General features: G+C 62.7%; 15 protein-coding genes. 13 read left to right on the top strand and 2 right to left on the bottom strand.

The features are described 5' to 3' along the window. The first annotated feature begins 6 nt into the window (after positions 1 to 6). Together BLU85_RS20335 and BLU85_RS20340 are read left to right on the top strand one after the other, a co-directional pair. Positions 7 to 1,170, top strand: a complete 1,164-nt coding sequence (locus tag BLU85_RS20335; protein WP_092202814.1) for a gamma-butyrobetaine dioxygenase — start codon at positions 7 to 9, stop codon at positions 1,168 to 1,170. Positions 1,171 to 1,551: 381 nt separating this feature from the next. Then, complete coding sequence (locus BLU85_RS20340) at positions 1,552 to 1,812, top strand: hypothetical protein (protein WP_092202816.1); 261 nt, start codon at positions 1,552 to 1,554, stop codon at positions 1,810 to 1,812. A gap of 143 nt (positions 1,813 to 1,955) precedes the next feature. On the opposite strand, the gene BLU85_RS20345 is transcribed toward BLU85_RS20340, so the two are convergent. Beyond that, entirely contained in the window at positions 1,956 to 3,059 is a 1,104-nt protein-coding gene (locus BLU85_RS20345) for a choline metabolism transcriptional regulator GbdR (protein ID WP_060740272.1), read from the bottom strand. Between the two features lie 566 nt (positions 3,060 to 3,625). Then, a complete protein-coding gene (locus tag BLU85_RS20350) occupies positions 3,626 to 5,002 on the bottom strand; it encodes an L-serine ammonia-lyase (protein ID WP_092202818.1) in 1,377 nt (458 codons plus the stop codon). A gap of 425 nt (positions 5,003 to 5,427) precedes the next feature. On the opposite strand from BLU85_RS20350, the gene BLU85_RS20355 reads away from it, so the two are divergent. The 11 genes from BLU85_RS20355 (at position 5,428) to BLU85_RS20405 (ending at position 20,635) form a co-directional block, all read left to right on the top strand. Then, on the top strand, positions 5,428 to 6,375 hold the full coding sequence (locus BLU85_RS20355; protein WP_092202820.1) for a choline ABC transporter substrate-binding protein: 948 nt from the start codon (positions 5,428 to 5,430) through the stop codon (positions 6,373 to 6,375). A 71-nt stretch (positions 6,376 to 6,446) separates the two neighbouring features. Beyond that, entirely contained in the window at positions 6,447 to 7,292 is an 846-nt protein-coding gene (gene choW / locus BLU85_RS20360) for a choline ABC transporter permease subunit (RefSeq protein ID WP_092202822.1), read from the top strand. Continuing rightward, positions 7,289 to 8,467, top strand: a complete 1,179-nt coding sequence (choV, locus tag BLU85_RS20365; protein WP_060740268.1) for a choline ABC transporter ATP-binding protein — start codon at positions 7,289 to 7,291, stop codon at positions 8,465 to 8,467. The genes choW and choV overlap by 4 nt, the downstream gene beginning before the upstream one ends. Positions 8,468 to 8,967: 500 nt before the next feature. After that, the gene (gene betI / locus BLU85_RS20370; RefSeq protein WP_014340607.1) at positions 8,968 to 9,588 is read left to right on the top strand and encodes a transcriptional regulator BetI; all 621 of its coding nucleotides are present in this window, start codon (positions 8,968 to 8,970) and stop codon (positions 9,586 to 9,588) included. A gap of 79 nt (positions 9,589 to 9,667) precedes the next feature. Further along, positions 9,668 to 11,140, top strand: a complete 1,473-nt coding sequence (gene betB, locus BLU85_RS20375) for a betaine-aldehyde dehydrogenase (protein ID WP_092175129.1) — start codon at positions 9,668 to 9,670, stop codon at positions 11,138 to 11,140. Positions 11,141 to 11,358: 218 nt separating this feature from the next. Further along, positions 11,359 to 13,062 (top strand): choline dehydrogenase, encoded by a 1,704-nt coding sequence (betA, locus tag BLU85_RS20380; RefSeq protein WP_092202824.1) that lies wholly within the window; start codon positions 11,359 to 11,361, stop codon positions 13,060 to 13,062. 234 nt (positions 13,063 to 13,296) lie between these two features. Next, on the top strand, positions 13,297 to 14,739 hold the full coding sequence (locus BLU85_RS20385) for a TldD/PmbA family protein (RefSeq protein ID WP_092202826.1): 1,443 nt from the start codon (positions 13,297 to 13,299) through the stop codon (positions 14,737 to 14,739). After that, a complete protein-coding gene (locus BLU85_RS20390) occupies positions 14,739 to 16,076 on the top strand; it encodes a TldD/PmbA family protein (protein ID WP_092202828.1) in 1,338 nt (445 codons plus the stop codon). Before BLU85_RS20385 ends, BLU85_RS20390 begins: the two co-directional genes overlap by 1 nt. A 193-nt stretch (positions 16,077 to 16,269) precedes the next feature. Next, a complete protein-coding gene (gene mdtD, locus BLU85_RS20395; protein WP_092202830.1) occupies positions 16,270 to 17,697 on the top strand; it encodes a multidrug transporter subunit MdtD in 1,428 nt (475 codons plus the stop codon). A 270-nt stretch (positions 17,698 to 17,967) separates the two neighbouring features. Then, positions 17,968 to 19,305: an ATP-dependent RNA helicase DbpA gene (gene dbpA, locus BLU85_RS20400; protein WP_237140825.1), complete on the top strand. Its 1,338-nt coding sequence runs from the start codon at positions 17,968 to 17,970 to the stop codon at positions 19,303 to 19,305. A 151-nt stretch (positions 19,306 to 19,456) separates the two neighbouring features. After that, the gene (locus tag BLU85_RS20405; RefSeq protein ID WP_092202832.1) at positions 19,457 to 20,635 is read left to right on the top strand and encodes a BaiN/RdsA family NAD(P)/FAD-dependent oxidoreductase; all 1,179 of its coding nucleotides are present in this window, start codon (positions 19,457 to 19,459) and stop codon (positions 20,633 to 20,635) included. The last annotated feature ends 91 nt before the right edge of the window (positions 20,636 to 20,726 follow it).

The raw sequence follows: 20,726 nt of genomic DNA on the forward strand, positions 1-20,726 counted from the left end.
GATCGCATGAACACCGCCGCCGCTTTTGCCGACTTCCGCCGTTATCCCCTGATCTTCGCGTTGACCGCCGCCACACCCTTGGCCGATCGGGTGCAAGTCACATGGGCCGATGGCCGGACCAGCCCCTTTCATCACCCATGGTTACGGGACAACTGCCCTTGCCCCCAATGCGTCTACAGCGTCACCCGCGAGCAGGTGCTGGAAATCGTCGATGTCGCTGAGGACATGGCCCCCGGCGCGATTCGCATCGACGACGAAGGCTGCCTATGCGTGGACTGGCAGGACGGCCATCAGAGCCGTTTTGACCCGGGCTGGTTGCGCGCCCATGCCTACGATGATCAATCCCGGGCCGAGCGCCTGGCGAACAAGCCCCGGCGCCAGCTGTGGCGGCACGACCTGCCACTGCCGGTGTTCGATTACCCGGCGCTGATGGACGATACCGACGCATTGCTGCAATGGTTGCTGGCGCTGCGCGACATCGGCCTGACCCAAGTGCGCGGCGTGCCCACCGAACCCGGTTCGCTGAAACGGGTAGCCCAACGCATCGCCTTCATCCGCGAGAGCAACTTCGGCGTGCTGTTCAACGTGCAGTCCAAGGCCGATGCCGACAGCAACGCCTACACCGCTTTCAACCTGCCGCTGCACACCGACCTGCCGACCCGGGAGCTGCAGCCGGGGCTGCAGTTCTTGCATTGCCTGGTGAATGACGCCGACGGTGGCGAGAGCATTTTTGTCGACGGTTTCGCCATTGCCGAAACCCTGCGCCAGGAAGACCCCGAGGCCTTCGACGCCCTGTGCCGGATTCCGGTGGAGTTTCGCAACAAGGACCGCCGCAGCGACTACCGCTGCCTGGCGCCGATCATCGCCCTGGACGCCCTCGGACAGGTTTCGGAAATCCGCATGGCGAACTTCCTGCGTGGGCCGTTCGACACCTCGGCCGAGCAGATGCCCAAACTCTACCGTGCCTACCGCCGCTTCATCGCCCTGACCCGCGAGCCACGCTTTCGCGTGGTGCAGCGTCTCGAACCGGGCCAGCTCTGGTGCTTCGACAACCGCCGCACCCTTCACGCCCGCAATGCCTTCGACCCGGCCTCCGGGGCACGGCATTTCCAAGGGTGTTATGTGGATCGGGATGAGTTGTTGTCGCGGATTCTGGTGTTGCAGAGGTAGACCGCGTCATCGTTCATCGCGAGCAGGCTCGCTCCCACATCAGGTTCTGTGAACGACACAGCCCCTGTGGGAGCGAGCTTGCTCGCGATAGCGCCCTGACGAACAACCCATCACTCCCTGATTGTCACAGACAAAAAAATCCCCGATCAAGCCGTGACAGGATCGGGGCAGGTTGCGTTACTGGAGGAGCTGTCGCGCGAGGGTGACCAAACCATCGTGATTCAGCTTGGGGCCAGTGTGCCCAGTCCAGGCCTGGGCAAGTTAACCGAAAACGACGCCTCCATAGTCATTCATGACATTGCGACCATTTGCCCTTGCCGCCGCTTCGGGTGGCTACCAGAATCGAGACACGACCCCAATCCCTGAACAAGGAAAAGCGTCATGATGCACGCCGATTTGATCGACCAGGAAGACCTGCTGGGCCATCTCAAGGCACTGGGACTGCAGATACCCAGTGGCTCCACTGCCGAGCAGGCATGCGAGTGCGCAGTGCGGGGGCTGGACAGGGCCCGCGCCAATGAACTGCGGCGGATGGTCAAGGACATGTACACCAGCAGCGCCACCATCCTGCCGGCCGTGCGCCAGGCAATCGACAAGCAGCTATTGCCGGCGCTGACGGATTACCAGCAAAACCACAGCTGATCCTGGTCCCTGTAGGAGCTGGCGAAGCCTGCGATCTTCTAATCTTTCACTTGGGACTCAAATGTCTGGAGAAAGATCGCAGCCTCGCTTCGCTCGGCAGCTCCTACACAGCGCCAGCAGGCCCAGCGGGGGCAAGCTCCCTTCTAGAGCCTCACACTGGCAAACGTCGATTCATTACGCGCCTGGCTCAGCGCCGACAGCGGCCCGGACAATGGCGACAGCACCAACGCCTGCGGCAGCGGCATCATCGCCACCTGTTGCGTGGTATTGGAACCGACGCGCTCGTCCCGCGGCGGAATGCCGAAGTATTCGCGGTAGCACTTGGAGAAGTGCGGGGTGGAAACGAAGCCGCACACCGAGGCCACCTCGATGATCGACATCGGCGTCTGCTTGAGCAGTTGCCGCGCACGAATGAGCCGCAGCTTGAGGTAGTAGCGCGACGGTGAGCAGTGCAGGTATTTCTGGAACAACCGCTCCAGCTGACGCCGGGACACGGCGACGTACACCGCCAGTTCGTCCAGGTCGATCGGCTCTTCGAGGTTGGCTTCCATCAACGCCACGATTTCCTGCAACTTCGGCTGGTTGGTGCCAAGCATGTGCTTGAGCGGCACACGCTGGTGATCCTGCTCGTTGCGGATACGCTCGTAGACAAACATTTCAGAGATCGCCGCCGACAGCTCGCGACCGTGATCGCGACTGATCAGGTGCAACATCATGTCCAGCGGCGCGGTGCCACCGGAACTGGTGAAGCGGTTGCGGTCGAGGGTAAACAGGCGGGTGCTCATCGATACCCGCGGGAACGCTTCCTGCATCGCCGCCAGGCATTCCCAGTGCACGCTGCAATCGAAACCGTCCAACAGGCCGGCGCAGGCCAGGGCCCAACTGCCGGTGCAGACCGCGCCGAGGCGACGGGACTGGCGGGCCTGGCTCTGCAACCACGACACGTGTTCACGGGTCACGGTGCGCTGGATGCCAATGCCACCACAGACAATGACGGTGTCCAGGGGTGGCGCCTTGTGCATGGAGGCGTCGGGGGTGATCTGCAAACCGTCGCTGGCCCAGACCTGGCCGCCATCGACCGTGAGGGTGGTCCAGCGATACAGCTCGCGACCGGATAGCTGGTTGGCCATGCGTAGCGGTTCCACCGCGGACGCCAGGGAAATCAGCGTGAAATTGTCCAGCAGCAAAAAGCCGATGGATTGAGGCGCACGGTTCTGGGGTTGGGCCCCGGAGTTGGACGTCGTCATCGCGGTATCTCCTCACACAAAGCGGGTGATGGCCTCAGGCGGAGGCTCTTGTTATTGCCACGTTCTCTTGCGCGAGACAGGGCTTTATCGGGATAGAGCAATTGCCATGCCTAAAATTGAATGTGTGTTCAATAAATCCTGAAAACGACATCGCGGCCCGTCTATATAAGGCGTGCATCGCGTCCGGGTTTTAGGTGCCGTCAATGGCTGCAGGTACCGCTTACAGAAGGCTGTGAGCAGTTCGGTAGCACTTGTGGGAACTGGGCTGCGCGGCTTGCGCAAGGAGTAGCACCACAGGTGCGGGTGACGGACGGTCGAGCGCGATTGAGCGGTTGGCCCGGCAACAGGCGCCTTGTCTGTTTGCGACGCGCTAAAAGGTGGCGTGTTTCAGGATGGGTGTGCATTTTGTGAGCAACTTGAGGTCCTTGTGGCGAGGGGATTTATCCCGCTGGGCTGCGAAGCAGCCCTAACCTCAAACACCTCGGTGTATCAGAAAGAACGTAGGGGGCCGCTGCGCGGCCCAGCGGGGATAAATCCCCTCGCCACAATAAATCTGCAACCTCAGGTCAGCACTCCACCGCACTGACCGCCAAACCACCGCGCGAGGTCTCTTTATACTTGTCATGCATGTCGGCACCGGTATCACGCATGGTGCGGATCACCCGGTCCAGGGAGATGAAATGCTGGCCATCCCCGCGCAGGGCCATTTGCGCGGCATTGATGGCCTTGACCGCGGCGATCGCGTTGCGCTCGATGCACGGCACCTGCACCAGGCCGCCCACCGGGTCGCAGGTCAGGCCGAGGTTGTGTTCCAGGCCGATTTCCGCCGCGTTGCACAGTTGCTCCGGCGTGGCCCCGAGGATTTCCGCCAGGCCCGCCGCCGCCATGGCGCAAGCCGATCCCACCTCGCCCTGGCAACCGACTTCGGCGCCGGAGATCGATGCGTTCTTTTTGCACAGGATCCCGATGGCCGCCGCGGCGAGGAAATAATCCACGACGTTGGCGTCGGTGACCGCTTCGCTGAATTTCATGAAGTAGTGCAGCACCGCCGGGATGATTCCCGCCGCACCGTTGGTCGGCGCCGTGACCATGCGGCCGCCGGCCGCGTTCTCCTCGTTGACCGCCAAGGCGAACAGGTTGACCCACTCCATGGCGCTGAGGGTCGAGCCGATGACATTGGGCTTGTTCAGCTCTTGCAGGCTGCGGTGCAACTTGGCCGCCCGCCGGCGCACATTCAAACCGCCCGGCAGGATGCCTTCGTGCTTGAGGCCCTGCTCGACGCAATCCTGCATGGCCCGCCACAGTTTCATCAGGCCACTGCGGATCTCGTCTTCGGACCGCCAGACCTTTTCGTTGGCCAGCATCAACTCGGCTACCCGCAAGTTGTGGGTACGGCACAGCTCAAGCAATTCTTCGGCGCTGGAGAAATCGTAAGGCAGCTCAGTGCTGTCCAGATCCACCACGCCACTGGAGGCCTGGGCCTGATCGACGACAAAGCCACCGCCGACCGAGTAATAAGTGTCACGGTGCAGCTCACCGTCGGCGCCCTCGGCCACCAGCGTCATCGCATTGGGATGGAATGGCAGGTTCTCGTCGATCAGGCGCATGTCCCGGGACCATACGAACGGCAGCGGCAGGCGACCGTCGAGCAGCAGGGTCTGGGTTTCACGCAGCAGCTCGATGCGCGGGCCGATCTGCGACGGGTCGATTGCGTCCGGCCACTCCCCCATCAGGCCCATGATCACGGCGTTGTCGCTGCCGTGGCCGATGCCGGTGGCCGACAGCGAACCGAACAATTGCACCTCGACCCGGCGCACATCATTGAGCAGGGCCTTTGCCTTGAGCGCTTCAACGAACAGCGCCGCGGCACGCATGGGGCCCACGGTGTGGGAACTGGACGGGCCGATACCGATTTTGAACAAGTCGAAAACGCTGATTGCCATTGCCGATAACCTCCAGAACAGGCACATCCGGGCGCAGGAGCGTCCGGTGACGGAGCTGCTACGCTCAACGCCGGGATGGCCGCATCATCCGGTTTTTGCCTTGGCGCCCGACGTCTGACACCGACGCAATCATGCCCACCAGCGCCGCCCGTCCCTGACCCCGGTTCTGCGGCGTTTTTCTGCGTGTCAGAGGCCCGTCAGGGGCGGAAAAAATCTGTAAACGACGTCACCGACACTGGATGCGACCATCCCTGTACTGGATACGACTCACCCTGTAGGCGTCAGATTTGCACTGGTACATGATCGGTTACGGCTCGTTTGCAAGGCCGCGTGTCAGAGAGTGCCCACGCGCCACCAACCGCAACATCCAATTAAGCGTGGTTGTCCTGACCGGACACCGCCGATAAAACACCAGGAGTCCACCCATGAAAGGTTCCAAGCCGTTGTTGTTGGCCGCCATGCTGAGTCTTCCGATGCTGGCCAACGCTGCAGAACCCGAAAAGTGCAGCACCGTCAACTTCTCCGATGTCGGCTGGACCGACATTACCGTGACCACGGCGACCACCAGCGTGGTGCTGGACGCGCTGGGCTACAAGACCAAGACCACCATGATTTCCGTGCCGGTGACCTACAAGTCCCTGGCCGATGGCAAGAACATGGATGTATTCCTCGGCAACTGGATGCCGACCATGGAAAACGACATCAAGGCCTACCGCGAAGCCGGCACCGTGGAAACCGTGCGCACCAACCTCAAGGGCGCCAAATACACCCTCGCCGTACCCCAGGCCCTGTATGACAAAGGTCTGCATGACTTCGCCGACATCCCCAAATTCAAGAAAGAGCTGGACGGCAAGATCTACGGCATCGAGCCGGGCAACGACGGCAACCGCCTGATCCAGAGCATGATCGAAAAGAACGCCTTCGGCCTGAAGGACGCCGGCTTCAAAGTCGTCGAGTCGAGTGAAGCGGGCATGCTCTCGCAGGTCGACCGCGCCTCCAAGCGTGGCACCGACGTGGTGTTCCTCGGCTGGGCGCCACACCCGATGAACACGCGTTTCAAGATCCAGTACCTGACCGGCGGCGACGACTTCTTCGGCCCCGACTTCGGTGCCGCTACCGTGGCGACCAACACCCGCAAGGGCTACAGCCAGGAATGCAGCAACGTTGGACAACTGTTGAAAAACCTGGAGTTCACCGTCGACATGGAAAGCCAGCTGATGGGCAACGTGCTCGACGACAAGATGAAACCTGAGGCCGCGGCCAAGGCCTGGCTGAAGAAAAACCCACAGGTACTCGATACCTGGCTCGCTGGCGTGACCACCATTGACGGTAAACCTGGCCTGGAAGCCGTGAAAGCCAAGCTTGTGCAATAACTGCCTATGTTATGCCGGGCGAGTTCGCTCGCCCGGGCTGTTTATTCCCTTGCATGCGGACGTTCACTACCATGCTTATTGATCAGAAAATACCCTTGGGCCAGTACATCGCGGGCTTTGTCGAATGGTTGACGCAAAACGGCGCCAGCACATTCGACGCAATCGCGCTGTTTCTGGAAACGATGATTCACGGCGTGACGTTTGCGCTGACCTGGTTCAACCCCCTGGCCCTGATCGGCCTCATCGCGCTATTGGCGCACTTCATCCAGCGCAAATGGGGCCTGACCGTATTCGTCATCGCGTCCTTCCTGCTGATTCTCAACCTGGGTTACTGGCAAGAGACCATGGAAACCCTGGCCCAGGTGCTGTTCGCGACCCTGGTCTGTGTGCTGATCGGTGTGCCGCTGGGCATTGTTGCCGCGCACAAGCCGATGTTCTATACCCTGATGCGGCCGGTACTCGATCTGATGCAGACCGTACCGACCTTCGTCTACCTCATTCCTACCCTGACCCTTTTCGGTCTGGGTGTGGTCCCGGGCCTGATCTCCACGGTGGTGTTCGCGATTGCCGCGCCCATCCGCCTGACCTACCTGGGCATCCGCGACGTTCCGGACGAACTGATGGACGCCGGCAAAGCCTTCGGCTGCTCCCGCCGCCAACTCCTGTCGCGTATCGAACTGCCCCATGCGATGCCAAGCATCGCGGCCGGTATCACCCAGTGCATCATGCTGTCGTTGTCGATGGTGGTGATCGCCGCGCTGGTGGGTGCCGATGGCCTGGGCAAACCCGTGGTCAACGCACTGAACACCGCCGATATCGCCCTGGGCTTCGAAGCCGGCCTGGCGATCGTATTGCTGGCGATCATGCTCGACCGAATCTGCAAACAACCCGACGCTAAAGTAGGGGGTGACGCATGAGCATCATTCGTTTCGAAGACGTCGATGTTATTTTCTCCAACCGCCCCAAGGCCGCGCTGGACCTGCTGGACAAGGGTTTTTCGCGCCCCGAGATCCTGCAGCAGACCGGCCTGATCGTCGGCGTGGAAAAAGCCAGCCTGTCCATCGAGAAGGGGGAGATCTGCGTCTTGATGGGCCTTTCCGGCTCAGGCAAATCCAGCCTGCTGCGCTGCATCAACGGCTTGAACACCGTCAGTCGTGGCAAGTTGTTCGTCGAGCATGAAGGACGGCAGATCGACATCGCCTCCTGCTCCCCCGCCGAACTGAAGATGATGCGCACCAAGCGCATCGCCATGGTGTTCCAGAAGTTCGCCCTGATGCCCTGGCTGACGGTGCGCGAGAACATCAGCTTCGGCCTGGAAATGCAGGGCCGTCCCGAGAAGGAACGGCGCAAGCTGGTGGATGAAAAACTCGAGTTGGTGGGCCTGACCCAGTGGCGCAACAAGAAACCCGACGAGCTGTCCGGCGGCATGCAGCAACGGGTCGGCCTGGCCCGCGCCCTGGCGATGGACGCCGACATCCTGCTGATGGACGAACCGTTTTCGGCCCTCGACCCGCTGATCCGCCAAGGCCTGCAGGACGAACTGCTGGAACTGCAGCGCAAACTGCAAAAGACCATCGTGTTCGTCAGCCATGACCTGGACGAAGCCCTGAAGCTGGGCACGCGGATCGCCATCATGAAAGACGGCAAGATCATCCAGTACAGCAAGCCCGAAGAGATCGTGCTCAACCCGGCGGACGACTATGTGCGTACGTTCGTCGCCCATACCAACCCGCTCAACGTGCTCTGCGGTCGCAGCCTGATGCGCACCCTGGACAACTGCAAGCGCATCAACGGTTCGGTCTGCCTGGATCCGGGCGGCGACTCCTGGCTCGACTTGGCCGAAGGCAACACCATCAAGGGCGCCCGGCAGAACGGCGCGGTCCTGGACCTGCAAAACTGGGCACCGGGCCAGTCGGTGGAAGAGCTGGGCCGGCGTCCGACCCTGGTGGATTCCAACATCGGCATGCGCGACGCGTTGCAGATCCGCTACCAGACCGGCAACAAACTGGTGCTCCACGATAACCAGAAAGTCGTCGGGATCCTGGGCGACAGCGAGCTGTACCACGCACTGCTCGGCAAGAACCTGGGCTGAGCCCACGCACACAAACGCCGCGAGATGATCGCGGCGTTTTTGTTTGTGCACTGCTGACTGCTGACTGCTGACTGCTGACAAGCTTGACCTGGAATGCAAACAACTGTGGCGAGGGGATTTATCCCCGCTGGGCTGCGCAGCAGCCCCAAAAACTGCGGACTCATTCCATCTGACACACCGAGACACCTGGCTATGGGGCTGCTTCGCAGCCCAACGGGGATAAATCCCCTCGCCACAACAGTATTCCAGCTATCAATCGGCGCCAGGCCTTCACACCGACCGACGAGTGTTATAAAGACATCCCGAAAAAGTCCTCGCCCCTGCGCGGCGGGTTTCCATGTGCCTTCAAGCGCCCTTTACACGTGGAAATCCGACAAACAGCGACGACTTGTCATAGAACTTTGTTTTTGTTGATTGAACGTTCAATAAAAACAAAATAGACTGGCCCTCGCCATGACGGACTGCACTCGTCCGCCTGCAGGCCTAAGGAGATGTGCTAGATGCCCAAGGTCGGTATGCAACCCATCCGCCGCCAACAATTGATCGAAGCCACGTTGCAAGCGGTCGATCAGGTCGGGATGGGGGACGCCAGCATTGCGCTGATCGCCCGTCTGGCTGGTGTCTCCAACGGCATCATCAGTCACTACTTTCAGGACAAGAACGGCCTGATCGCGGCCACGGCCCAGTACCTGATGACTGTCCTGAGCGAAAACGTCACCGCACGCCGCCAGGCACTGGAGGACACCAGCCCGCGGGCTCACCTCAAGGTGATCATCGAAGGCAACTTCGACGCCAGCCAGGTCAATGGCCCGGCAATGAAAACCTGGCTGGCCTTCTGGGCCACCAGCATGCACCACCCGTCTTTGCACAGGTTGCAGCGGATCAACGATCACCGTCTGTATTCCAACCTGTGCTGCCAGTTCCGCCGCGTGTTGCCCGTCGATCAGGCACGCAGCGCGGCACGGGGCCTGGCCGCGTTGATTGACGGTTTGTGGCTGCGCGGAGCGCTGTCGGGAGACGCGTTCGATACCGCCCAGGCGCACCAGATCGCTTACGAATACATGGATTTCCAACTGGCCAAGGCAGGGGCGCCAGAGCACACAGAACCGCTCGACTCCTGAACCGTCACCGCAGCGCGTAGTCAGCTATGAACGACACGCTCGGTGGCCAGCCAACCACTCATGCACTTGCGAGGACTTTATGGCCCGTTTCGAACTGCAAAAACTCTACATCGATGGCGCGTACAGCGATGCCAGCGGCGACGCCACTTTCGAAGCCATCAACCCGGCCAACGGTGAAGTACTCGCCCTGGTGCAGCGCGCAACGTTCGAGGACGTGGAGCGCGCCGTGGTCAGCGCCGAAAAGGGCCAGAAAGTCTGGGCGGCCATGACCGCCATGCAGCGTTCGCGCATCCTGCGCCGCGCCGTGGACATCCTGCGCGAGCGCAACGATGAACTGGCCGCCCTGGAAACCCTGGACACCGGCAAGGCCTACTCCGAAACCCGCTACGTCGACATCGTCACCGGCGCCGACGTGCTGGAATACTACGCCGGCCTGGTGCCTGCCATCGAAGGCGAGCAGGTTCCGCTGCGCACCACTTCATTCGTCTACACCCGTCGCGAGCCCCTGGGCGTGGTGGCCGGTATCGGCGCGTGGAACTACCCGATCCAGATCGCCCTGTGGAAATCCGCCCCGGCCCTGGCGGCTGGCAACGCAATGATCTTCAAGCCGAGCGAAGTCACCTCGCTCACCACCCTGAAACTGGCCGAGATCTACACCGAAGCCGGCGTTCCAGCGGGTGTGTTCAACGTCTTGACCGGCAGCGGCCGTGAAGTCGGCACCTGGCTGACCGAGCACCCGCGCATCGAGAAAATCTCCTTCACCGGCGGCACCGACACCGGCAAGAAAGTCATGGCCAGCGCCTCGAGTTCTTCGCTCAAGGACGTGACCATGGAACTGGGCGGCAAGTCGCCGCTGATCATCTTCGACGACGCCGACCTGGATCGCGCCGCCGACACCGCGATGATGGCCAACTTCTACAGCTCCGGCCAGGTCTGCACCAACGGCACTCGCGTGTTCGTACCGAGCCACCTCAAGGCCGCCTTCGAAGCCAAGATCGCCGAGCGTGTGGCACGCATCCGCGTTGGCAACCCAGAGGATGAAAACACCAATTTCGGCCCGCTGGTGAGCTTCGCCCACATGGAAAGCGTGCTGGGCTACATCGAGAAAGGCAAAGCCGAAGGCGCGCGCCTGCTATGCGGCGGCGGTCGCCTGACTGAAGGCGAATTCGCCAAGGGCGCGTTCGTCGCCCCGACCGTGTTCACCGACTGCACCGATGAGATGACCATCGTGCGCGAGGAAATCTTCGGCCCGGTGATGAGCATCCTCACCTATGACACCGAAGAAGAAGTGATCCGCCGCGCCAACGACACCGATTTCGGCCTGGCCGCCGGCGTCGTGACCCGCGACCTGAACCGCGCCCACCGCGTGATCCACCAGCTTGAAGCCGGCATCTGCTGGATCAACGCCTGGGGCGAATCGGCGGCTGAAATGCCGGTGGGCGGCTACAAGCAATCGGGCGTGGGCCGTGAGAACGGCATCAGTTCGCTGAACAACTTCACCCGCATCAAATCGGTACAGGTCGAACTGGGCGATTACGCGTCGGTGTTCTGATTGGACATGAGGCCTTGAGTGAACGCTGTTGTGGCGAGGGGATTTATCCCCGTGGGGCTGCGTAGCAGCCCCTCCCCAAGGCCCCCCATTCTTCAGACAAACCCAGTCGCTGATTTACGACTGCTGCGCAGCCGAACGGGGATAAATCCCCTCGCCACAGGTTCTGCGGCGTCAAGGCAACCGCGACCTGAACCCAATTCAAAAAGAGGGTGCATTTCATGTCCCAAGAATTCGATTACATCATCATCGGTGCCGGCTCGGCCGGTAACACCCTGGCCACCCGCCTGACCGAAGACGAGGGCGTCACCGTCCTGCTGCTCGAAGCCGGCGGCCCGGACTATCGCCTGGACTTTCGCACGCAAATGCCTGCCGCCCTGGCATTCCCGCTGCAAGGCCGGCGCTACAACTGGGCCTACGAGACCGACCCGGAGCCGCACATGAACGGCCGCCGCATGGAATGCGGTCGCGGCAAGGGCCTGGGCGGTTCTTCGCTGATCAACGGCATGTGCTACATCCGCGGCAACGCCCTGGACTATGACAACTGGGCAAAACTGCCTGGCCTCGAGGACTGGACGTACCTGGACTGCCTGCCCTACTTCAGAAAAGCCGAGACCCGGGACATCGGCCCGAACGACTACCACGGCGGCGACGGCCCGGTCAGCGTGACCACGCCCAAGGCCGGCAACAACCCGTTGTTCCACGCCATGGTCGAAGCCGGCGTGCAGGCCGGTTACCCGCGTACCGAAGACCTCAACGGCTACCAGCAGGAAGGTTTCGGCCCGATGGACCGTACCGTCACGCCCAACGGCCGTCGGGCCAGCACCGCGCGCGGCTACCTGGACATCGCCAAGAAGCGCTCGACCCTGACCATCGTCACCCACGCCCTGACCGACAAGATCATCTTCGAAGGCAAGTGTGCGGTCGGCGTGCGTTACCTGGTGGGCGCCGCTGAAGAGCGTGTCGAAGCCCGGGCACGCAAGGAAGTGCTGCTGTGCTCCGGCGCCATCGCCTCGCCACAGATCCTGCAACGCTCCGGCGTCGGCCCGGCGCAATTGCTGGAAAGCCTCGACATTCCGGTGGTGCATGACCTGCCGGGGGTCGGTGAGAACCTGCAGGATCACCTGGAGCTGTACCTGCAATACGCCTGCACCCAACCGGTCTCGCTGTACCCGTCGCTGCTCTGGTACAACCAGCCGGCCATCGGTGCCGAATGGCTGTTCAACGGCACCGGTATCGGCGCCAGCAACCAGTTCGAGGCCGGCGGCTTCATCCGCACCCGCCCGGAATTCGATTGGCCCAACATCCAGTACCACTTCCTGCCGGTGGCGATTAACTACAACGGCAGCAACGGGGTGAAGGAACACGGCTTCCAGGCGCACATGGGCTCCATGCGCTCGCCGAGCCGCGGCCGGATCCAGGCCAAGTCCAAGGACCCGCGCCAGCACCCGAGCATTCTGTTCAACTACATGGCGACCGAGCAGGACTGGCAGGAGTTTCGCGACGGCATCCGCCTGACCCGCGAGATCATGCAGCAACCGGCACTCGATCCGTTCCGGGGTCGCGAGATCAGTCCGGGCATCGAGGTGCAGACGGACGCGCAACTGGACCAGTTCATCCGCGAACACGCCGAAACCGCGTTCCACCCGTCCTGCTCGTGCAAGATGGGCACCGACGACATGGCCGTGGTGGACGGCGAAGGTCGCGTGCATGGCATGCAAGGGCTGCGCGTGGTGGATGCCTCGATCATGCCGATCATCACCACCGGCAACCTGAACGCGCCGACGATCATGATCGCCGAGAAAATCGCCGACAAGATCCGTGGTCGCAAGCCCCTGCCACGCAGCACCGCCCCGTACTACGTGGCTGGCGACGCGCCGGTGCGCGGCAAGCCCCTGCGCGAAGTGGGGCCAATGGCTCAGTAAGACTCAGGACCGCCATCGCGAGCAAGCTCGCTCCCACAGGGATCCGCAGCGGACACACCTTTTGTGACCATTGAAGATCCCCCCTGTGGGAGCGAGCTTGCTCGCGATAGCATCCGCCCTGACACATCAGTATTCCCATCTACCTTGATCCCACCCCCACCCCAGGCCTAATCTAGAGCCGCCGCGTCAAATCACCGCAATGCGCCGCACCCTCGCTCCAGACAAGGAGGTTCCATGTTCGACTTCCACCCCCAGCTCAAGCAGCGTTTCGCTGCCTTGCGCACGGGCGCTGAATTCTTTTCCCTGCGTTACGTGCGCGAATCCGGCCAGCATTTGTCGGTGCGCAAGAATGTCGCCGAACCGCCCAGCCTGAACCGTGATGAAGGTGCTATGCTCACCGCGCGGGTCAACGGTGTCGAGGCGTATGCCGCCACCAACGACCTGTCCCAGGCCGGTCTGCAAGCGGCACTGGAACGCGCCGAACAGCATGCTCGCCAGCTCAAGCCCCATGCCTTGCTCGACCTGCGCGGACAAGCCGTATCCAGCGACCGCGCCGATTACTTCTCGCCGCATTTCGACCAGGCTTTCCCCTCCCTGAGCGATTGCTACCAGGTGCTCGGCGACGAATCGGCTGCGGTGCCCCAGGACGAGCGCCTGGTGAATTGGCAGGCCAGTATCGGCCTGACCCAGGTCGAACAGATCTACCTCAACAGTGCCGGCGCTGAACTGCGCCAGGCCCAACGCTTCATCTACCCGGCCCTGGAAGTCACCGCCTTCGACGGCCACGACAGCCAGACCCGCACCCTGGGCCGGGAAAACTTCGGCCAGCAGGGCGGCTTCGATGTGATCAGCCGCTGCGGCCTGATCGGGGCCGGGCCGAAAATCGCCGACCAGGCCCTGCAGTTGCTGATGGCGCCGAACACGCCGCAAGGCCCCCGCGACCTGCTGCTGATGCCCGACCAGATGATGCTGCAGATCCACGAGTCCATCGGCCATCCGCTGGAACTGGACCGCATCCTGGGAGACGAGCGCAATTACGCCGGCACCAGCTTCGTCAAGACCAGCGATTTCGGCCATCTGCAATACGGCTCCCGCCTGTTGAACGTGACCTTCGACCCGAACATTCCCGAAGAACTGGCCAGCTACAGCCACGACGACGACGGCAGCGCCGCCAGCAAACAATTCCTGATTCGCGAAGGCCTTTTGCTGCGTCCACTGGGCGGCGCGCTGTCGCAGTTCCGCGCCGGCCTCGACGGTGTCGCCAACAGCCGCGCCTGCGGCTGGAATCGGCCACCCATCGACCGCATGGCGAACCTGAACATCGAACCCGGCGACCAGTCCCTGGCGCAACTGATCCAGGGCACCGAACATGGCGTGCTGATGCGCACCAACCGCTCCTGGTCCATCGACGACGCCCGCAACAAATTCCAGTTCGGCTGCGAGTGGGGCCAGTTGATCGAGAACGGCGAGCTCAAGGGCGTGGTGAAGAACCCCAACTACCGGGGCATTTCCGCGCAATTCTGGAAGAGCCTGCGCGCGGTGGGCGATGCCAGTACCTTCCAGGTCCTGGGCACGCCGAACTGTGGCAAGGGCGAACCGAACCAGGTCATCCGCGTCGGCCATGCGTCGCCAGCCTGCGTGTTCACTAACGTCGATGTGTTCGGGGGAGATGCCTGATGAGCACCGTCAATAATCAGGCCGGGGCATTCAAGGCGTTGGTAGACTGGCTGCGCGAAGCCCTGCATACGCCTGAACAGTTCACCCTCGGCTACGCCGCCGAGTCTTCAGCCTTCGTCCGTTTCAACCATGGCAAGGTCCGTCAGGCCGGCCAGGTGCAGCAAGCCAATGTCAGTTTCAAACTGATCGACGACGGACGCCACGCCGATTTGCAGATCACCTTGTCCGGCGACCCCGAGACCGACTTGCAACGCCTGGCCGAAGGCCTGCGACAACTGCGCGAAACCTTGCCGTTGCTGCCCCGCGATCCCTACCTGCTGCTCAACCCCGGCCACTGGCAGAGCAACAATGTGCAGGCCCATCCATTGCCCGAGACGGAACAGGCCATTACCGAAATCACCCGCGCCGCCGAAGGCCTGGACCTGGTGGGGTTCTACGCCGCCGGGCCCATCAGCCGTGGTTTCGCCAGTTCTTCGGGGGCGTTCGGCTGGCATCAGGCCAACAGCTTCAACTTCGATTTCAGCCTGTTCCATGACAATGGCCAGGCGGTGAAAGCCAGCTACGCCGGGCATGAATGGAGCAGTGACGGATTTGCCCGGCGCTTCGAACAGGCCCGCGAGCAACTGGCATTCCTCGGCCGCCCGCTGCGCACGTTACCGCCCGGCGAATATCGCGCCTACCTGGCACCGGCCGCTCTGGAAGAGATCATGGGCATGCTCAGTTGGGGCGGGTTCTCGGCCCGTGCAATCGCCAGCAAGCAAAGCCCGCTGCAGAAGTTCTACGCTGGCGAAGCCCACTTCAGCCCCAACGTGTGGCTGGCGGAGCAGGTCAGCGGCTCCTTGAGCCCGGCGTTTTCCGACGAAGGTTATCCTCGCGATGACCTGGGGCTGATCGCCAAGGGCACGGCCAATGCGCGACTGGTCAACTCCCGCAGCGCCGCCGAATATGGCCTCGCGGCCAACGGCGCCAGCAGCTACGAATACCCTACGGCGCTGGACATGCGGGGCGGACAACTGGAGCAAAGGCACATCCTCGAAGCACTCGGCACCGGGCTGTACATCAGCAACCTCTGGTACCTGAACTACTCGGACCAACCGGCGGCGCGCCTGACCGGCATGACCCGCTTCGCCACCTTCTGGGTCGAGAACGGCCAGATCGTGGCGCCGGTCAGTACCATGCGTTTCGACGACAGCGTCTACAGCCTGCTCGGCTCGCAACTCGAAGGCCTGACCCGAGAGCGGGAACTTCTGCTCTCGGCCAGCACCTACAGCCAGCGGGCCACGGCCTCGATGTTGTTGCCGGGGGCGCTGGTCAAGCGGTTGACCTTGACGCTGTAACCAACCAAACACAGGACCTGTGGCGAGGGGATTTATCCCCGCTGGGTTGCGAAGCGACCCCCAAAGGGTAAATGCGTTCTGCCTGACTCACCGAGGCGACAGTTCTGGGGCTGCTTCGCAGCCCAGCGGGGATAAATCCCCTCGCCACAACAGCGGCACCTGTTCCTGATCAACACGCCATACAAGAGGTCCCATGCCCAACCGCGCACCGCTCGACGCCGTCACCGCCCGCTGGCTTCCATGGGTGGTGGCGATTGCCTTCTTCATGCAATCCCTGGACGGGACCATCCTCAACACCGCCCTGCCCGCCATGGCCAGCGACCTGGCGGAAAACCCGCTGCGCATGCAGGGCGTGATCATTGCCTACATGCTCACCGTGGCGTTGCTGATCCCGGCCTCAGGCTGGATCGCCGACCGTTTCGGCACCAAGAAGATCTTCTTCGGGGCGATCCTGCTGTTCAGCTTCGGCTCGCTGCTGTGCGCCCTGTCCAATTCATTGAGCATGCTGATCGGCGCCCGGGTCATCCAGGGCCTGGGCGGTGCGCTGATGCTGCCGGTTGGCAGGCTGGTGGTGCTGCGGGCGTATCCGCGCTCGGAACTGGTGCGGATCATGGGCTTCATCACCATTCCCGGCCTGCTCGGCCCACTGATCGGGCCGACCATGGGCGGCTGGATGGTCGAGTACCTGACGTGGCACTGGATCTTCATCATCAACCTGCCGGTGGGCGTGATCGGTTGTTATGCCGTGTGGAAGTTCATTCCCGACCTGCGTGGCAGCGAGCGCACCCGGTTCGATGGCCTGGGGTTCCTGCTGTTCGGCGCGGCGATGGTGCTGATCACCATTGCCATGGAAGGCCTGGGTGAGCTGCACCTGCCGCACCTGCGGGTGATGTTGCTGCTGTTCGGCGGCATGGCCTGCCTGGCGGCCTACTGGCTGCGGGCCGGGCATGTCGAGAACGCGCTGTTCCCGCCGTCGTTGTTCAAGACCCGCACCTTCGCGGTGGGCATCCTCGGCAACCTGTTCGCGCGCCTGGGCAGCGGCGCCTTGCCGTTCCTGGTGCCGTTGCTGCTGCAAGTCGCCCTCGGCTATTCACCGTCCCAGGCCGGCATGAGCATGCTGCCCCTGGCGGCGGCAGCCATGGTCGCCAAGTCCGTGGCCCGACCGCTGATCGAACGCCTGGGCTATCGCATCGTCCTGACCGGCAACACCGTGGCCTTGGGCGTGATGCTGGCGAGCATGGGCCTGGTCAGCGAACAGACGCCGTACTGGCTGCTGCTGGCGCAACTGGCGGTGCTGGGGGCGATCAACTCGCTGCAATTCACTGCGATGAACACCGTGACCCTGATCGACCTGGACGACGCCAGCGCCAGCAGCGGCAACAGCCTGTTGTCGGTGGTGGCGCAACTGTCCCTGAGCCTCGGCGTGGCCTGCGCCGGCGCCCTGCTCGGCGGCTTTACCGCCCAGGTGGGCAACGACGGGGTGGAGACGGTGCTGGGCGCGTTCCAGCTGACATTCGTGACGGTGGGGATCATGGCGATGCTGGCGGCGACGATTTTTTCCCAGTTGTCCAAGCAGGATGGACGGCGGCAGAAACGTCCCGATGAGCATATCGAGCATTAAACCGAACGCTGTAGGAGCTGTCGAGCGAAGCGAGGCTGCGATCTTTCCACAGCCCATTGGATCGAGAGCCAAAGATCAAGATCAAAAGATCGCAGGCTTCGCCAGCTCCTACAGAGCCCAGCGGGATCAAGCTCCCTCGCCACCACAGTTCGTCCAGAACTTTCGAAGAAAGTGGCACGAGGCTGCTACACTGCGCGACATTTTGTTTTGCAGGCCAGTCCCGTGACCACCATTGCCACCGCTTTTAATACTTTGCCGCTGTCCGCCGCCATGCTGGCTAACCTCGAATCACTCGGTTATGCCCAGATGACGCCGATCCAGGCGCAAAGCTTGCCGGTGATCCTCAAGGGCATGGACCTGATCGCCCAGGCCAAGACCGGCAGCGGCAAGACCGCCGCCTTCGGCATCGGCCTGCTGAACCCGATCAACCCACGTTTCTTCGGCTGCCAGGCGCTGGTGATGTGCCCGACCCGCGAGCTGGCTGACCAGGTCGCCAAGGAAATCCGTCGCCTGGCCCGCGCCGAAGACAACATCAAGGTCCTGACCCTGTGCGGCGGCGTGTCCTTCGGCCCGCAGATCGCTTCCCTCGAACACGGCGCCCACATCATCGTCGGCACGCCGGGACGCATCCAACAGCACCTGCGCAAGGGTTCGCTGGTGCTCGACGGCCTCAACACGCTGATCCTCGACGAAGCCGACCGCATGCTCGACATGGGCTTCTACGACGCCATCGAAGACATCATCCAGCAGACCCCGGAACGCCGCCAGACGCTGCTGTTCTCCGCCACCTACCCGGTGGGCATCAAGCAACTGTCGTCCAAGTTCATGCGCAACCCCCAGCAAGTGAAAGCCGAGGCGTTTCACTCCGACGCGCAGATCGAGCAGCGCTTCTATGAAATCTCCCCCGAGGAGCGCATGGACGCGGTGGTCAAGGTGCTGGCGCATTTCCGCCCGGCCTCGTGCGTGGCGTTCTGCTTCACCAAACAGCAGGTCCAGGAAACCGTCGACCACCTGAGCGCCAAGGGCATTTCCGCCGTTGGCCTGCACGGCGACCTGGAACAGCGCGACCGCGACCAGGTGCTGGCGATGTTCGCCAACCGCAGCACCTCGGTGCTGGTGGCGACTGACGTGGCGGCCCGCGGCCTGGACATCGATGCCCTGGACATGGTGATCAACGTCGAACTGGCCCGGGACTCGGAAATTCATATCCACCGCGTCGGCCGCACCGGTCGCGCCGGTGAGAAAGGCATCGCCATCAGCCTGGTGGCGCCGTCCGAAGCCCACCGCGCCCAGGCCATCGAGCAACTGCAGAAGTCGCCCCTGAGCTGGGACCAACTGGACAACCTCAAGCCCCAGGGTGGCGGCCCGCTGCTGCCGGCCATGAGCACCCTGTGCATCGGCGCCGGGCGCAAGGACAAGGTCCGCCCCGGCGACATCCTCGGTGCCCTGACCGGCGAGGCCGGCATCCCCGGCGCCCAAGTCGGCAAGATCGCGATCTTCGATTTCCAGGCCTATGTGGCCGTGGAACGCGGCATCGCCAAACAGGCGCTGCAACGCCTGAACGATGGCAAGATCAAGGGGCGATCGTTGCGGGTGCGGATCCTGTAAAGCGATCTGCAACCCAACAGAGATCAAACTGTGGGAGCGAGCTTGCTCGCGATAGCGGTGGATCAGCGGCATTGATGCTGCCTGACACGCCGCCATCGCGAGCAAGCTCGCTCCCACATTCAGTATGCGAGAAAGTCGAGAGGACACCGTTTTGCGCTCTACCGAAGTCGTGATCATTGGCGCTGGCGCCGCGGGGTTGATGTGTGCGTTGACCGCGGCCGCGCGCGGGCGGCAGGTGATGCTGCTGGACCACGCCAACAAGGCCGGCAAGAAGATCCTCATGTCCGGCGGTGGGCGCTGCAATTTCACCAACATGTACACCGAGCCGGGCAACTTCCTGTCGCAGAACCCGCACTTCTGCAAGTCGGCCCTGGCCCGCTACACCCAGTGGGACTTCATCGCGCTGGTGGCCAAGCACGGCGTGCCCTATCACGAGAAAAAGCTCGGCCAGTTGTTCTGCGATAACAAGTCCAGCGACATCCTCGGCCTGCTGCTGGATGAATGCGACCAGGCCGGCGTCAGCCTGCACCTCGACACGTCGATCACCCAGATCGAAAAAACCGACGGCGGCTACCTGCTGCAAACCACCCTCGGCGCCCTCGCCTGCCAATCCCTGGTGATCGCCACGGGCGGGCTGTCGATCCCGACCCTGGGGGCGACCGGCTTCGGTTATCAGGTGGCGAAGCAGTTTGGCCATGCACTGCTGCCGACCCGTGCCGGGCTGGTGCCGTTCACCATCACCGATCAGCTCAAGGCGCTGTGCACCGAGCTGTCGGGCACCTCGGTGGATTGCCTGGTGAGCTGCAACGACCAGAGTTTTCGCGAGAACATCCTGTTCACCCATCGCGGCCTGAGCGGGCCGGCGATCCTGCAGATTTCCTCGTTCTGGGAGCCGGGGGACACGGTGCAGATCAACCTGCTGCCCGATCACGACGTGCCGCAATGGCTGCAACAGCAACAGGCCGAACGCCCCAACAGCGAACTCAAGACCCTGTTGGGCGAGCTGTTCACCAAGAAGATGGCCAACCTGCTGGCCGACACCTGGTTCGTGTCCAAACCCATGAAGCAGTACACCCACGGGGAGCTGGCGGACATCGCCGAGAAACTGGCGAGCTGGAACGTCGTCCCCGCCGGTACCGAAGGCTACCGCACCGCCGAAGTCACCCTGGGCGGCGTCGACACCCGGGAAGTCTCGTCCAAGACCATGGAATCGTTGAAAAGCCCCGGCCTGTATTTCATCGGCGAAGTGCTGGACGTCACCGGGCACCTGGGCGGGTTCAACTTCCAGTGGGCGTGGGCTTCGGGGTATGCGGCGGCGCAGTACGTCTGATCCGGCACGATTTGAATGTGGCAGTACCCTGTGGGAGCGAGCTTGCTCGCGATTGTGGTGGTTCAGTCAACATCAATGTGACAGGACTGCC

The sequence above is a fragment of the Pseudomonas sp. NFACC14 genome, assembly GCF_900106885.1.
Classification (GTDB): Bacteria; Pseudomonadota; Gammaproteobacteria; order Pseudomonadales; family Pseudomonadaceae; genus Aquipseudomonas; species Aquipseudomonas fluorescens_AA.